The organism is Bacillus norwichensis (assembly GCF_014836955.1).
Lineage (GTDB): Bacteria > Bacillota > Bacilli > Bacillales > Bacillaceae_C > Siminovitchia > Siminovitchia norwichensis.
This window is the reverse complement of sequence record NZ_JACSPV010000063.1, coordinates 1-14,612: the sequence shown is the minus strand read 5'-3', so window position 1 is coordinate 14,612 and position 14,612 is coordinate 1. Positions and strand designations below refer to the sequence as shown.

At 38.1% G+C, this 14,612-nt stretch carries 14 protein-coding genes, 1 other RNA gene and 2 other annotated features (1 of these 17 running past the window's edge); of the genes, 9 read left to right on the top strand and 6 right to left on the bottom strand.

The window, feature by feature from the left end; genetic code table 11:
• Positions 1-142: a binding site (T-box leader), on the bottom strand (it extends 184 nt beyond the left edge of the window).
• 35 nt (positions 143-177) lie between these two features.
• Positions 178-403, bottom strand: a binding site (T-box leader).
• A gap of 335 nt (positions 404-738) precedes the next feature.
• The 5 genes from H9631_RS20915 to H9631_RS20895 all read left to right on the top strand — a co-directional run bounded on the left by H9631_RS20915 (position 739) and on the right by H9631_RS20895 (position 3,452).
• On the top strand, positions 739-1,191 hold the full coding sequence (locus tag H9631_RS20915) for a hypothetical protein (RefSeq protein ID WP_191816189.1): 453 nt from the start codon (positions 739-741) through the stop codon (positions 1,189-1,191).
• Positions 1,192-1,319: 128 nt separating this feature from the next.
• Positions 1,320-1,515: non-coding RNA, 6S RNA (ssrS, locus tag H9631_RS20910), on the top strand.
• A 301-nt stretch (positions 1,516-1,816) separates the two neighbouring features.
• Complete coding sequence (locus H9631_RS20905; protein ID WP_191816187.1) at positions 1,817-2,548, top strand: oxygen-binding di-iron domain-containing protein; 732 nt, start codon at positions 1,817-1,819, stop codon at positions 2,546-2,548.
• Positions 2,549-2,859: 311 nt separating this feature from the next.
• On the top strand, positions 2,860-3,066 hold the full coding sequence (locus tag H9631_RS20900; protein WP_191816185.1) for a helix-turn-helix transcriptional regulator: 207 nt from the start codon (positions 2,860-2,862) through the stop codon (positions 3,064-3,066).
• Positions 3,063-3,452 carry a hypothetical protein gene (locus H9631_RS20895; RefSeq protein WP_191816183.1) on the top strand — a complete coding sequence of 130 codons (390 nt, stop codon included), beginning with the start codon at positions 3,063-3,065 and terminating at the stop codon, positions 3,450-3,452. The genes H9631_RS20900 and H9631_RS20895 overlap by 4 nt, the downstream gene beginning before the upstream one ends.
• A 297-nt stretch (positions 3,453-3,749) precedes the next feature.
• Here the strand turns inward: H9631_RS20895 and H9631_RS20890 are convergent, their stop codons facing one another.
• Positions 3,750-4,211 (bottom strand): phage tail protein, encoded by a 462-nt coding sequence (locus tag H9631_RS20890; RefSeq protein ID WP_191816182.1) that lies wholly within the window; start codon positions 4,209-4,211, stop codon positions 3,750-3,752.
• Positions 4,212-4,233: 22 nt separating this feature from the next.
• The gene (locus H9631_RS20885) at positions 4,234-4,713 is read right to left on the bottom strand and encodes a GyrI-like domain-containing protein (RefSeq protein ID WP_191816195.1); all 480 of its coding nucleotides are present in this window, start codon (positions 4,711-4,713) and stop codon (positions 4,234-4,236) included.
• Positions 4,714-4,822: 109 nt separating this feature from the next.
• On the opposite strand from H9631_RS20885, the gene H9631_RS20880 reads away from it, so the two are divergent.
• Positions 4,823-5,785, top strand: a complete 963-nt coding sequence (locus H9631_RS20880; protein WP_191816180.1) for a helix-turn-helix transcriptional regulator — start codon at positions 4,823-4,825, stop codon at positions 5,783-5,785.
• A 259-nt stretch (positions 5,786-6,044) separates the two neighbouring features.
• Here H9631_RS20880 and fabF read toward each other — a convergent pair whose 3' ends face one another.
• The gene (gene fabF, locus H9631_RS20875; protein WP_191816178.1) at positions 6,045-7,280 is read right to left on the bottom strand and encodes a beta-ketoacyl-ACP synthase II; all 1,236 of its coding nucleotides are present in this window, start codon (positions 7,278-7,280) and stop codon (positions 6,045-6,047) included.
• A 122-nt stretch (positions 7,281-7,402) separates the two neighbouring features.
• Here fabF and H9631_RS20870 point away from each other — a divergent pair, with 122 nt between their 5' ends.
• Positions 7,403-8,269 carry a helix-turn-helix transcriptional regulator gene (locus H9631_RS20870; RefSeq protein WP_191816176.1) on the top strand — a complete coding sequence of 289 codons (867 nt, stop codon included), beginning with the start codon at positions 7,403-7,405 and terminating at the stop codon, positions 8,267-8,269.
• A 204-nt stretch (positions 8,270-8,473) separates the two neighbouring features.
• Here H9631_RS20870 and H9631_RS20865 read toward each other — a convergent pair whose 3' ends face one another.
• Positions 8,474-9,007 carry a dihydrofolate reductase family protein gene (locus H9631_RS20865; RefSeq protein WP_191816174.1) on the bottom strand — a complete coding sequence of 178 codons (534 nt, stop codon included), beginning with the start codon at positions 9,005-9,007 and terminating at the stop codon, positions 8,474-8,476.
• A gap of 107 nt (positions 9,008-9,114) precedes the next feature.
• On the opposite strand from H9631_RS20865, the gene H9631_RS20860 reads away from it, so the two are divergent.
• The gene (locus H9631_RS20860; protein ID WP_191816172.1) at positions 9,115-10,080 is read left to right on the top strand and encodes a helix-turn-helix transcriptional regulator; all 966 of its coding nucleotides are present in this window, start codon (positions 9,115-9,117) and stop codon (positions 10,078-10,080) included.
• Positions 10,081-10,177: 97 nt separating this feature from the next.
• On the opposite strand, the gene H9631_RS20855 is transcribed toward H9631_RS20860, so the two are convergent.
• Both H9631_RS20855 and H9631_RS20850 read right to left on the bottom strand, forming a co-directional pair.
• Complete coding sequence (locus H9631_RS20855; RefSeq protein ID WP_191816170.1) at positions 10,178-11,674, bottom strand: multicopper oxidase family protein; 1,497 nt, start codon at positions 11,672-11,674, stop codon at positions 10,178-10,180.
• Positions 11,675-12,196: 522 nt separating this feature from the next.
• A complete protein-coding gene (locus H9631_RS20850; RefSeq protein ID WP_191816168.1) occupies positions 12,197-13,123 on the bottom strand; it encodes an iron-hydroxamate ABC transporter substrate-binding protein in 927 nt (308 codons plus the stop codon).
• 1,153 nt (positions 13,124-14,276) lie between these two features.
• Here H9631_RS20850 and H9631_RS20845 point away from each other — a divergent pair.
• Positions 14,277-14,612: DUF1963 domain-containing protein (locus tag H9631_RS20845; RefSeq protein ID WP_191816166.1), on the top strand; the 336-nt coding region annotated here is incomplete at its 3' end.

Below are 14,612 nucleotides of genomic sequence, written 5' to 3'. Positions count from 1 at the left end.
TAGCAAAAACGGTATTGATTACTATTATTTCACCAATACAGCTCCAAGGTGGTAAGCAACTTTTCTGTGTTAGGAAGATCCCAGCATCCTTCCCTCTCTGTAAACCGTTAAGAGTTACTTTTGTCCTTATCATTGCAGTAAATATTTAATTGAAATAAAAAACACACCCATCCCTATAAAAGGGACGAGTGTGTGTAGTCTCGTGGTTCCACCCAAATTCCCACTACTTAACAGAAGTAATGGCTTCGTTGTGCTGTATCGTAGCAAAAACGGTATTGATTACTATTATTTCACCAATACAGCTCCAAGGTGGTAAGCAACTTTTCTGTGTTAGGAAGTTTCCAGCATCCTTCCCTCTCTGTAAACCGTTAAAAATTACCCTTGTCCTTATCATCGCATCTTTTTAATTTTAAACAAATATACAAGACATCATTCTTTTAGTCAACATTTTTTTGAAAATTTCAAGGGGCATGGAGAAGGCATTATTTGTTCATATTAAAGCTGAGAGTATAGAGGGCGTCCGGAAATATGTGAATATAAACTGGAACAACGAGAAGGTGAATAGAGCTTCAAACATCGCCTATTAGCCAATATGTTATCAGAAGTACAAAGCTGCAATAGAAAGAACCAGCAAATATAGGTTAATATAAGGGTAAGGGGTCTGACCCCCATCCCATTAACGTGGTAACGTCTTAACGCGGTGTGGGTCAGACCCCTTCAAGAATGGGGGCGGAAAAGGTGCATAGTGGAGTTGCTTATTTTATTGTTTTTTTCGTTATTGTGATTTCTGTTTTCGTGACCCTTTTTTTCAAATATGAGCTGGAGCAGATGTTTCGCGAGAAGAAAAGTGTGATTGCCTTTCATATTTGCAATCTGATTATTACCTTTATGGTTTCAGTAGGGGCCTATGCGGTTATGACTGTCTATTTGCTGGAGGAAAGTTTCGAGCTGTTCCCTAGCACAATTATTCTCCTGTTAGTGATTTTGCCGATTTACATTTTGGGGCACTTCGCGTTTGAAAAATATAAATTTGCCTACCAGAAATACAGGACGACCGAGAACGAAAAGGTGATAGTACTAAATGAAAAGTACTTAAAGAAAAAAAGGTCAGCCAAATTTAAACAATACAATGCCCTTGCGAAGGATGACAGTGGTCATACCGCTGGTAAATCTAGACGCAGGCTTAAATGAAGGTGACAGGGTCTAGTTATAGTTTCTGTATTCTTTTTCTGTGCTTTCATAAATACAATGCTTAAAATTAAAAAATGTAACTGAAGCAATTACATTGAACAATGAATCAATATAGAGTAATATAATCATATAGGCTGCGTTGTTCGTAATCTTAATAAAGTTTTAACCTTTAAGCTGTAATAGGGAGTTTTTAATAGAAGCTGGAGTGACAAACCTCTGTCTATAGGACATGGAGGACATTCATGAACGTTTCTGCGAACACCCACTTTGAGGAGTGGTGGTTTAAAACTTTCTTAGACTCATTACGGCAGAGGCGGCTTATACATAGTAAAGACAGAACAGTTTCCATTTGGAGGCTGTTTTTTTGTGATGTGCAAAACCAATTAGCTTCAGTAGCAGTATTTGAAAGGGGTTAGCTGTTACTAAGCATTACCTCATAATTTCGTTAAAACGTTCACTGAATTTCAAAGAAGAAAAGTTATGATTGTTAATAGAATACACGTTCGATATAATGGGTTTACAACAAACTTATAATTTGTAAAGTTCGCACAATTTTTTTGCAAAAAAAGTTTAGTAGTAGTCACAAGGTATGATAAACAAACTAGAAAAATAAAGGAGAAATGTTATGGCACGTATTGATGAAATTGATTCTGATGTCTTTCGTCTATCTATTTTTTCAACAGAATCTGGCTTCCAATATAATGCATTTTTAGTCCGAGACGAGGAGCCCCTTTTGTACCATACAGGTCCAAAATCGCTTTTTTCTCAGTTTAGTCAAGCAGCTGCTAGCGTAATTGATCTTAAACAATTGCGCTGGATTAGCTATAGTCATTTCGAGTCAGATGAGTGTGGTGCACTTAATGAATGGCTCACAATAGCGCCTCAGGCTGAGGCATTAGTCGGTATTGTTGGGGCATCTGTAAATGGGGAATTCGCTATAAGACCTATTCGTGCGCTCCAGGATAACGAGGTATTCAGTACGGGAAAGAAAATTTTTCGTTATTTGCGCACCCCTCACCTCCCGCATGGATGGGATGCAGGAATGCTTTTTGAAGAGACTGACCGGACTCTTTTTACTTCTGATTTGTTCCATCAAAACGGTGATGTGGAACCAGTTGCTAAGACTAGTTTAATGGCTCGGTTTAAAGAAGTACTACAGAACTCACAAAGTCCATTTTCTAACTACATTCCCTATACCTTACATACAGTGGAGCTGCTGCGTAGACTAGCAGATTTAAAGCCTAAAACACTTGCCGTTATGCATGGTTCTTCTTACAAAGGAGACGGTAAGAGTGTTCTTGAAGAACTTATTGAAGTGTTTCAAGAAATGCAACTTTGTTTGAACCAGAAAGACTAAAATGATATGAGATGGATATTGCCTTTATTGGTGAAAATTGTTTGTATCATCTATGCAAAAAGCTCTGCATAAAGAAAAAAAGCCTACTATTCAAGCATTTTTGAGGTGTGGTTGTATAGAAAAATAATCGGAACACGGTTTTCATAAAGACTTTTGTATTAAGTATTCCCTTAATGTATGGAATTCCTGATAATAAAATAATTTTAAAGAGGCAAATAAGTGTCAAATATATTTGATACTTATTTGCCTTTTGTTATAATAACAGTGTAAAAAATGTTTTACACCTATTTAGTGATGAGGGTGCTGATCATATGCAAAATAGAATAAAGCACTACCGAGAAAATAAAGGTTTTTCTCAAGGGAAATTAGCAGATTTATGTCATGTAAGTAGACAGACCATAAATGCGATTGAAAATAATAAATATGATCCAAGTTTAAAATTAGCTTTTGAACTTGCGAGGACGTTGGGTGTTAAAGTTGACAAGTTATTTTTTTATGGGGGAGAAATGGATAAATGAATACTCGAAAAATAGGGACAATTATTATTGGAATAGCTACTTTAATTGCGATAGGCTATTCAATTTTTAAAATATATACTGGAAAAGATGTTGGTTTTAATGAGGTGGCATCAATTGGAGCGTTATTGATGATGTTCTTCTCTGCCATTACATGGGGGAATAAGGAAGAAAAAGACAGGATTCTACCTGAGGAAGAACTCGGACAAAAAATCATGGAAAAAAGCTCGAAAATAAGTTATTTTATTCTATTATTCTTTATTTTGGTCGCAGTGGCTGCTGATAAACTAGTGAATGGTACAATCAACGTTTTTCTATTAGGCGTATTAGGTTTAGCGATGATAACATTGCCTTTTGTCGAATTCATGGTGGCTAAAAAGTATCAGTAAAACTTATCCTGTTAGGAGCAATCACAAATAAGTATCCTTGAAAATGAATCCTTTATCGACATGGAGTCCATGAGTAGTTAGCTATATTTCTATGGATTCCTATCCACCAAATAGTTTCTTAAATTGTTTCCATAAGCATAGGAAGGGGAGTCGTGGGATGAATTTCCCACGACCGCAAATTCCTATTAGTGCGCAAAATGCCAGCTAAGGTTATTCAACGCTATGAGAGAGGGGAACGAGCCTCCCTTGTACGTCTTCTGTATCACGCCGTTATACTTGTATTGAGAAGGAAAGTTCTCAATATTCCCCTTTAATGACGAAAAACGAGCCTCGAATAGTTCCAGCCAGTTTAGACTTTTGCCTAGCGAACTTAAACTTTCCTTCTAATTCCTTTGGCACTTCCATTCCCTCGGAAAGCTTAAAACCAACGGCCCGCTTCTTAGGGTCATCAACTGTATACATAACATTGACTCCAAGTCCATCCTCATAAAAGACGTAGGCAAACTTGATATTTTCCACTTGAAAACGCGATGTTTCTAGAGGCTTGGCTGCAAATTCAATATCACGTTCTTTCAGAATCCTGTTCACGTAATCAAGAGTCTCCTGGCTTTCGTTCGCTGGTACTACAGTAAATTCATGCTTGTACTTGTTCATAAAGTAACGGGCTTCATTAGCCCGTAGTCCGGCAAGCGCTTCTACTACAGGTGAAGACTCTAAACCGACCGTAGACACATTTTTAAAATCGACGATATAAGACATTTTTATCCTTCCTTTTACCTTTTTATTTTCTAACAACAGGGATCCACATTTCACCAAAAACTAAGCCGTCTCGATGTCCTATTTCTACCGTTGTATTTGGCCCGCCAACATAGGCGAAATCCTTTGCTTCTGGCAGGGCTTGACCAAAGGCAATGCCAGTAAGCGTATTATTCAATTCATCAGCAGTCTTCGCTTCCCCTTTAACAACAAGGTATTCCCCTTTAGGAAATTGAATAACTCTTGCTTCTTCAGGTGCTGGTGCCTCTGACATGACACCGGCATAATGCATCATCTTGTTATTCACCGCTTCGTTTACGGCAAAAACGAAATCATTTGTGGCCATAGCTTTTAAAGCGCTGAGCCTACCATCTTGGCTGAAAGCCTCCCAAAAGTCTGATTTTTCCTTGTTTATGCCAATAAAATCTGTATAATCGCTCTTAAGCTCAGTTCCAAAACCTAAAACGGTAAAGCTGTCTTTTTCTTCTATAGTATAGTTTGCCATACTCAAACCCATCCTTTTTTTAGAGTCATCAAATGATTTGTCTTGTTCATTTGATAGGTATATGATATCCATAAATCATGTCAAAAAATGATACTGTTTAGGAGTCCCGATGAAAAAAGTTGAACGGATTAATATCATTATGCGATATATTAACAACCGCTCCCACTTTACAATTTCTGAAATCATGCGAGAATTTAACATCTCTCGTTCGACAGCTATTAGAGATATCAGAGAAATTGAAGCCATGGGGATACCGCTCGTAGCTGAAGTTGGGAGGGACGGGGGTTATTTTGTCATGAAAAACTCTGTCCTTCCCGTTGTTCGGTTTACTGATAATGAGGTTAAGGCGCTTTTTATTGCTTTTATGGCCATAAGAAATCAGCAGCTTCCATATCTAAAGAGTCGTCAATCTTTAGCTGAAAAATTACTAGGGCTTGTCTCAGAAAACCAGCAAGATGATTTAGTCCTCTTAAATCAAATTTTGCTTTTTGAAGGGACTAACCCTAATAATCCCGACCTGCTTGAGCTTTCAGACCTTCCCCATCCTATGTTAGAAAAACTTATTCAAACCCTTCTTTTGGATAGGTATTTACTACTCACAATCAAAGAAGAAAAGGCAGTAAAAACATATCCAATTTATCTCTTGCATCTTTATAAAGAAAAAAGCCTCTGGCTGATCGAAAGTTTTGATCTAAAGGAAGAAAAGAAGCAGATTATTCCTGTTGACCACCTTACCAATATCACATCTTATCCAACGAAAAAAAGATTAAGTGAGAAAAAGATTTTAGAAAAGCTAAGTAAACAAGAAGAAAATATCAACCTTGTCTGTGAACTTGGGCCAGGGGCGATAGCTCAGTTCAAAAAATATCATCCTTTAAAAGTGTCAATATCCTATACAAATCCTTACCAAACTACAGCTATTTTGAAGACTTATGTCAATGTTGAAAATTCCAAAGAATTGGATGAAATCACAAATTGGTTACTTTTTCTGGGGAGGGATATCAAGGTAAGGGAAGTTCCGGGAGAGGTCTTGGAAGGTTTGCAAGGGAGATTAAACTTATATTGTCCATAAGCATCACGTTTATGAAAAAACCTTCTGCAAGCTGGTTTAAACTGATAGCAAATTGCTAAAAAAGTCAGTACACCGATTTCACTTAGCTTTGCTTAGGTGATATTTAAAAACCGATCTTACAGAAGGGAAATTTTCAAACTTCTTTAAATGGGTGAACAAGTAGTGAATCTGTCTATAAAGCAAAAATAAAACATCGTTTTTATCCGACTGGTTCATTTCAGGTGATTTTTGGACAATCCTATTGATGTGATAAAGTGCTTCATTCATATTTCTTTAAAACAATCGCTGCATTATGGCCACCAAAACCAAATGAGTTGGATAGTCCCGTATTGATGTGCATTTGGCGTGCTACAGATGGTACATAATCGAGATCGCATAATGGATCAGGACTTTCTAAGTTAATGGTCGGAGGAACAATTCCTTCCTTTATACTCATGGCTAATGCAATTGCTTCAACTCCACCAGCTGCCCCCAACATATGGCCTAGCATGGATTTATTAGCTGTAATTGGAATCTGATAAGCTTGTTTTCCAAAAAGCTGCTTAATCGCCATCGTTTCAGAGATGTCTCCCACTTGTGTGCTTGTTGCATGAGCGCTGATAACATCAATTCCTTCAGAAGATATATTGGCATTTTTTAAGGCTGATCTCATGGCAAGATAGGCCCCTTTACCTTCCGGATGCGTTGCTACGATATGGTGTGCGTCTGAACTTGCACCATATCCAATGACCTCTGCATAAATTTTTGCCTCCCTACGTAAAGCATGTGATAAGGATTCTAAGATGAGAATCCCAGCTCCTTCGGACATGACAAATCCATCTCGATTTTGATCAAATGGCCGGCTTGCTTTAGTAGGATCATTGTTTCTTGTTGATAAAGCCGTAGCATTACTAAAGCTTGCAATTGATAAGTCAGTAATAGCTGCCTCTGTTCCACCTGCAAATACAGCGTCAGCTTCTCCAAGACGAATGAGTCTAAAGGCTTCACCAATAGCAGTGTTTCCAATCGCACAAGCAGAGACAGGAGACAAGGAAGGCCCCATCGCATTCCACTTGATGCTAATCTGGGCCGCAGCAGCATTAGACATCATGGCTGGTACTAGAGTTGGGCTGACTCTTCTTGGCCCCTTCTGTCTAAGTATATCGATATTTTCAATTAAGGTTTCAATTCCACCAATGCCAGAACCCACGTATACGCCTAACCTTTCAATATCTATTTGATCGAGGTCCAGCTCAGAGTCGCTCCAAGCTTGATCAGCAGCAGCCAAAGCAAATTGAGAAAAGCGATCTAAACGTCTTGCTGTTTGTCTTCCTAAAATCTCATCTGCATTAAAATCTTGGACGATCCCAGCTATTTTTGTCTTGTGATGCGAAACATCAAAAGTATCAATGGTGGAGATACCTGATGTTCCTTTAATCAGATTGTTCCAAAATGTTTCGATGCTGTTCCCGATAGGAGAGACTACTCCTATACCGGTAATGACAACTCTTTCCACTTTTCATCCCTCCAAATACATCCTATACTTATATTCTACAATTCCTTTATCCTATTACAAGGGAGCGTTTATCCTGGTATAAATACTAATAGCTTAAATTGAAATGATAAGGAGTTTTAGGAATGAATGATAAAACCAGGCTTGAAGCTTTATCGACATTTTTGAAAACGAAGCGTGCCCAAATTAAGCCGGAATCTATTGGTTTGCCGAAGGGGACACGGAGAAGGACACCGGGATTGCGGAGGGAAGAGGTTGCTCAATTAGCGGGGGTCAGTACCACTTGGTATACATGGCTTGAGCAGGGGAGAGATATAAAGGTTTCGTCAATCGTGTTGGATTGTATTTCGACAGCTTTACAGTTAAATACGGATGAAAGAGATTATTTATTTGACTTGGCATTAGAGGCAAAATCAGAAATTACTCGTCAAAAAAAGGAACCTTCAGAGCTGAGCCCTGCTTTAAAACGAATCCTTGCTGAATTAACCTATTGTCCGACGATCATTACGGATCGACGTTGCTATATTGTTGGTTGGAATCCCGCAGCTGCCCATGTTTTTTTAGATTTTGAACAAATACCGAAGGATCAACGTAATTTGATTCGCTTAGTGTTCACCAGAAAAGAATTAAAAGCCTTGGCTGTCAATTGGGAGCATTTTGCGAAAGGTTTTCTTGCCATTTTTCGTACATATTATGGACAGTATTTAGGCGACGAATGGTACAACCAATTTATTGAAGAAATGAGTCATTCACATCCAGAATTTCAGAATCTATGGCAAGAAAGTCAAGTGAGTAAAGCTCCAGAAATGATGATTGAATTCAGACATGCCAAAGCAGGTAAAATGCTATTTAATTTAACTTCTCTCCAGGTTCAAGGTGATATGGATTTAAGATGCAGCATCTATACACCTGTTGAGGCAACAAACACAGAAAATAAATTAAAACGATTAATGAAGAGAGTTTCCGTAGAAAATGATTTTCATTCTAGTTAAGAAATATATAGTTTTTTATTGGAATAGAAGGCAAGTAATTTAAACGCCATTGTTGTGATTAGTGTCATAGTTCAACCTAATAAATATTTATGCTCAATCAAATCTTTTTGGCCAGTATCAGTTTCTTGTTCACATAGAAAAATTCCCCGATCTGTACAGATTAGGGAATTTTTCTATGAAGAGAGCTATATTTAGTCAAACCTTTTACTTTTTAACTTCATAATGCAATTCAACAAATTGATTAAAGTTCCTTGTTCCTTTCAATGAAAGGTCTAATTGATAATCACCTTCTTTGAATAAAGGAATTCCTTTGCCAATTAAGGCTGGTGCAATTGTTACGATAAGTTCATCAACTAAACTCTCTTTTAAAAAAGATTGCAGCAGTTCTCCTCCACCAGCGATCCAAATATTTTTGCCAGGTTGGCTTTTTAGTTCATTAACAAAATCAGGTATATCAGGGCTGACAAATTTTACATTTTCAGTATCTTCAATAGTAGACCTTGTAAACACATAACAATCTTTATTTTGATATGGGAATTCCTCGAAACCATGCTTCATGATCCAATCATAAGTTTTTTTACCCATTAAAACTGTATCAATAGTATTATAGAACTCCGAATACCCATTATCACCTTCTACCTTGAATAACCACTCAAGTGACTCCTCTTTTGTAGCAATGTAGCTGTCTAAACTTGATGCGATGAATAATACGACATTTCGATTTTGAGTCTGAGTCATGAATCTTTCTCCTTTCCGTGTCTTTAAAATAAGTATATGATTAAAACACGACATCTCCTGTCATATTCATAAAATGAATTTGTATTTTCACCGAAGGGACAGATTTTATGAGAGCAGATAGATTAATGAATATTATGATTCTGTTACAAAATAGAGGGAAAATGACAGCAAAAGAATTGGCCACTGAACTAGAGGTATCAGATAGAACGATCCTTAGAGACATGGATGCATTAAGTAATGCAGGGATACCTATTGTTTCTGATAGGGGAAAAGGGGGAGGGTGGCGTCTGATGGACAATTTTCGCACTAGATTAAGTGGATTAAACATAGATGACATAAAATCTCTATTCCTTTTCCCTTCAGGAAAATTACTCGAAGACTTAGGGTTAAATATGCAAGGATTAGACACTAGGCAAAAGTTACTTGCTGCCATCCCAGGGACTTTTCGGGATGAAGCACAAGCGATCTGGGAAAGAATTCATATAGATTCGAGCACTTGGCGACAATCTAAAGAAAAAGTACATGCTCTCAAAACGGTCCAACAAGCAGTTTGGGAAAGTAAAAAGCTAAAAATTTACTATGAACAGGCCGACGGAGAACAAAAAGAAAGACTGATAGAACCATTAGGATTGGTAGCAAAAGGGAATAGGTGGTATCTTGTGGCATCTAGAAATGGAGAGCTGCGTAACTATAGGGTATCACGCATACAAACAGCACAGATTGAAGATGAAACTTTTAAACGGCCGATTGATTTCAATTTGGCGTATTATTGGGAGCAATCGAAGAAGAAGTTTATACAAAATTTACCTCAATATGATGTACAAGTAGAAATACATCCGGCTATTATTCCAAGAATTAATTTTACAGGCAAGTTTGTTCAATTTGTACAAAGAGAAAATCCAAACGAAGATAAATGGATACCGGCTACTTTAAGGTTTAATGATAAGCAAGAGGCAGTCGAGTTCATCTTAGGATTCGCAAATAAAATGAGGGTGATTTCACCAGACGAACTCCCAGAGAAAATTATATCGGCGGCAATGTCTGCAATTGAATTCTACAAAAATAAATCCTGAAAAAAAGAAAAGGAACAGGACAGGAAAAATACCCCAATTGTTAAACCCTTGCCTGACAATTGGGGCATTTCAAATTCCATGAGTGGTTTTTCGCAGTTTAATATACTTCTACTTGTCCCATCATTCCATTATCTTCATGTTCTAAAATATGGCAGTGATACATGTAGATACCTTTTTCGGGGAAGGTGACAAGCAGCTTGACTCGTTCCCCAGGTTCGATCAAGACACTGTCTTTTAATCCTTGTTCATTTGATGACGGGTCTTTTCCATCTCGAGAAATGATCTTAAATTGAGTGCCGTGGATATGAAATGGATGAATCATCCCACCCATATGATCCGGTTTATTGTAGATTTCCCAGACTTCGGAGACACTTTTTTCTTGTTTTAAATCAATCCGAGTGGGGTCGAATTTCTTACCATTGATTGTAACCTCGTCCATCATCCCGAATAATTCAATTTCTTTGGATACTGGTAGGTCTTTTTCTTTTTTTGTAAGGAAGGGTTCCACAGTTGCCCATGATACAGTGGAATTCTTTGCTGCTTTACTCTCGAAATTCAAATCAAATGGAAGCAAAACATTTCCTTGTTTATCAGTTATCGCAATAGGCTTATCAGAATCCAATTTGGAGAAATCAATCAGGATTTCGGACCGTTCTGAAGCAGATAATGTAAGCTCATCCGTTTCAACTGGCTCATCCAACAACCCGCCATCCGAAGCAACCTGAGTGAATGAAGCTCCATTGCTCAAACGAAACGTATAATTTCTTGCATTAGAGCCATTAAGGATTCTAAAACGCATTACTGGCTGTGTTACTGTTAGTTTCGGATTAAGTGTCCCATTAACAAGTGATACATCTCCGATTGTTCCATCACTATTCATGAGTTCATCATAATTCAGTTGATGATCCTTATCAAAAATGCGATCTTGAAAAATGAGCGGTATGTCGTCCACGCCGTAGTTTTTCGGAAGATCGGCAGAATTCCGGTCCGTACCTTCCACATAGAGCATCCCGCCAAGGCCTTTGAATACTTGTTTGGAGGTCAACTGATGCGGATGTGGATGGTACCATAAAGTTGCTGCCGGTTGATCTGCTTTTAAAGTGACGATTTTGCTTTTTCCTGGCTGTATTTCGTCCTGTGGCCCCCCGTCTTCGGATCCGGGTATTTCAAGCCCGTGCCAATGAAATGTCGTCGGCTCGTTTAACTCATTGCGAACCTTCACTTTGACAGTTTCTCCTTCTTTTAGCCGTACAGTTGGTCCCAAGAGATTTCCATTGTATCCGTAGGTTTTGGTTTGAGTACCATCGAAGAATTGGGTCGTGCCTTCTTGGGCGACTACCTCATAATCGAAGTCCGGGCTCTTTTGTTTGTCCAACAACGGTGGGATGGACAACTCCTGAGTTCCTTTGGAGGCTTTAAGAGAGGGGATATCATCATGATCCATATGGTCCTCCATACCTTCCATATTCTCATGGTCCATGTTTTCTTCATGCTTCATTTGCCTATGTTCTTTTGATTGTTTTTCTTTGACGGTGTTTGTACAACCCGCCAATATTAGCAACAAGCTAGCGCCTGTCAATAAAATTCTTTTCATTTCTTCACTCCTTAGTTAGTTAAAAGCAGTATGATCTCCAAGAGGAATAATCTTTGTACCACTTTAAATCGTTCGTGTGTAACTTAGGTGCACTGGTTTCGCTGTGAGAAACGGAACAAGGCAAACAGTAGCACTCTGGGTGTGCTGACTGGAAGCGTACAGACTTTAAAACTTTATCCTCCTTCCATAGCCATCTTGATGTCGTAATCATCATAACGAGAAAATATCGAGAAATGATGCAAAAACCACTACAAATCAGTTAATTCTTACGATTTACTTGGAAAATGCCGGGATTTTTGAAGAAGGGGAGAAGTGAGGATTTTTTGCATGTGAATGAGAGAAAAACAAAAAGCCCCGATTCAGAGGCTTAGGATGTCACATTTGGAGGTGTTTATTCATGCACAAAAGCTACAACAACTAAAAAGGAGCCAGAAGGCTCCTTAAATGATCCGAAAGTTGTGTCACAATTTTCTGTTGCTGAAAACTTCCTTGACTCTAGACATCCCATGATGGGATAAATGTTTATTGTTCAAGAAAATGTTCAATGAAGAATTCAAGCTGGTATTCTAAGCTTAAAGGATCGTTAAAATAGAATGTTTTCGCATCTGCTTCGAAGACATGATTATTCATGACAGCAGGAATGCTTTTGTACATTTCAGTTTCTTGGAAAGAGTTGTCCTCATCTGCATTTTTACTGAAGATGACGTAATCACCGAAATAATCTTTTAGAACTTCAGTAGACAGAGCCAAGTATCCGTCTTTCTTTGTGGATTCTTCTACTTTATCGGGCATGTCGAGTTTAAATTCATTATAAAGAATCTCTGTTCCCCGTCCATAGTTATAACCATAGACGTAGAGCTGTTTATTGAATGTCTCAATGACCGAAACTGTCGCATCTTCACCGATTTTTTCTCTGATTTCTTTTCCGGCTTTTGTGGCACGAGCTTTGAAATCTTTGACCCAAGCTTCTGCTTCTTTTTCTTTGTTCAACAACTTTCCAATTTCCAACTGTTGTGTTAAATAATCGACTTTTCCATAAGTATAAGTGACTGTAGGAGCGATTTCGTTAAGTTTATCGATGTTTTTAATTCCTGAGAGTCCGATAATAAGATCTGGTTCCAATTCGATGATTTTCTCAAGACTTTCATCAGATACTGCTTCAACATCTTTTAATTGCTCTTCAAATCTAGGATTGCTCTTGGACATTTCATCTACTCCGACGACTGGTACATCAAGTGCCATGACATTACCCGTTAAGAATCTGGTAAGGACAACAACCCGTTGTGGATTTTTCGGAACCTCGATAGGGCCATTCTCAGATTCGTAAGTAAATGTGTCAGACTTCGAGGAAGACTGGTCACTTTCTTTGTCAGTATTGTTCGTTTTACTGCCGCATGCACTGAGCAGAAGAACCAGCAGAAGGACTGACGGTATTAAAAACTTTTTCATAAAATGTTTCTCTCCCTTAATTATTATGTATCTATGAATAATCAATTCGCGCAGCACTTTACCAAAAAATGTATACAATCGAGAATGATTATCACTTAGAAACTTTAAGCAATATTCTATAGCGATGCAGAACCACTGTCAATAACTATTTTGTTTTCAAAGTAAAGTTTGATAATTAGAAATAAAGTCTGATTTTTATAAAAAGAATGATCATTTTAAATAAAACTTTATGAAGTACCTAGTGATTTTCAAAGTTGAAGAGAAGCGATTGCTTGATTGCAATCGCCTAAGCTTTAAAGAGTAGGGGAGCATAGGAGGCCAAGCGTGATGTCCAATAAGGAGCTGCTTTTTTCCTTGATGATATTACTCTGCTAAAAGGAATTATAATGTGAATAGTAATAATGAGAAAAGAAGAGGTATTATGATCTTTAACGCTTGCTTTCTAACAATATAGTCAGACTCAGATGTGTTTAAATGAACAATGCTAATGATTTATTAGACTGGATGACTGTTGCCTTAAAAAATAGATGAAGTTCAGATGAAACATATTATAACGATATGGGAGTCAACTTCTTTTCTGAAGAAGAACTGGAAGAGTTTGTTGAGAAGGTCTATGATGAGGAGATGCTCTGTCTTCTGATTTTTGGCAAGAAGGCTGGTCCTACATTGATGATGATTTTCTGGAAAATCACTTTTTAACAGTACGGAAGAGAATTTAGCTTTTATCCAATATGTAAGAACGGAATATCCACCACATGATTCGTTTGTTTAAACAACCGCCAGGCAGCGATCGTCGAATCTATCCGAGCTTATAATTCGATTATCCATCTGTACGGTAACGATTACCCTTATGGAGCCATGAATGATGAATTGTTAAAGCAGATTTACCGGCTGGTTCCTTAACTATTCTACTTGCAAAGCTATTAGAGCGATGAGGAATTTATCAAGATCAAATACGCAAGGGCATTTGATTAGGGTTTATCCCTATCCTAGTCTAGGATGCATTAGCTTTTCATATAGCCAGTGTACAGACAATCTCAAACACTATGATGTTTAGCTAGAAACGCCCCCTAATTTCGCTATACTTGAAAAGTGGGGGATAAAGGAAAATTTTACCAAAACAACCCATGGGTTGAGATGAGGAGGAAAAAGGATGCAATGGACGGAACAGAAAAGAAACGAGTTGGAGACGAAACTGCGTGATTATCAATTCGCACATGCGATCCCATATTTATTGGAAACAACGAAATTCGGCATTCGGTGCGCCAAGACGGATCCTACCGATTATACTATTCCTGGCCGCTCTCGTGTAGGTGGAGACCCGGATCTTCCTCCTGACTGGGAATGGCCGATGACTGTAGATGGCCAGGCAATGACTTTTCTTGCCCAATTGAATTTGCAGGACCTGGTACAGCATGACTCATCAGCCTTCCTCCCGAAGGAAGGGATGCTGTCGTTTTTTGTAGGTGTTGATGAGCCGGCATACGAT

Bases quoted from the DNA above. Each gene is read 5' to 3' on its own strand.
- H9631_RS20850 (WP_191816168.1), bottom strand. From the start codon at position 13,123: ATGAAAAAGTTTTTAATACCGTCAGTCCTTCTGCTGGTTCTTCTGCTC.
- H9631_RS20880 (WP_191816180.1), top strand. From the start codon at position 4,823: ATGAAAAAAGTTGAACGGATTAATATCATTATGCGATATATTAACAAC.
- H9631_RS20860 (WP_191816172.1), top strand. From the start codon at position 9,115: ATGAGAGCAGATAGATTAATGAATATTATGATTCTGTTACAAAATAGA.
- H9631_RS20870 (WP_191816176.1), top strand. From the start codon at position 7,403: ATGAATGATAAAACCAGGCTTGAAGCTTTATCGACATTTTTGAAAACG.
- H9631_RS20885 (WP_191816195.1), bottom strand. From the start codon at position 4,713: ATGGCAAACTATACTATAGAAGAAAAAGACAGCTTTACCGTTTTAGGT.
- H9631_RS20895 (WP_191816183.1), top strand. From the start codon at position 3,063: ATGAATACTCGAAAAATAGGGACAATTATTATTGGAATAGCTACTTTA.
- H9631_RS20890 (WP_191816182.1), bottom strand. From the start codon at position 4,211: ATGTCTTATATCGTCGATTTTAAAAATGTGTCTACGGTCGGTTTAGAG.
- H9631_RS20855 (WP_191816170.1), bottom strand. From the start codon at position 11,674: ATGAAAAGAATTTTATTGACAGGCGCTAGCTTGTTGCTAATATTGGCG.
- H9631_RS20865 (WP_191816174.1), bottom strand. From the start codon at position 9,007: ATGACTCAGACTCAAAATCGAAATGTCGTATTATTCATCGCATCAAGT.
- H9631_RS20905 (WP_191816187.1), top strand. From the start codon at position 1,817: ATGGCACGTATTGATGAAATTGATTCTGATGTCTTTCGTCTATCTATT.
- H9631_RS20900 (WP_191816185.1), top strand. From the start codon at position 2,860: ATGCAAAATAGAATAAAGCACTACCGAGAAAATAAAGGTTTTTCTCAA.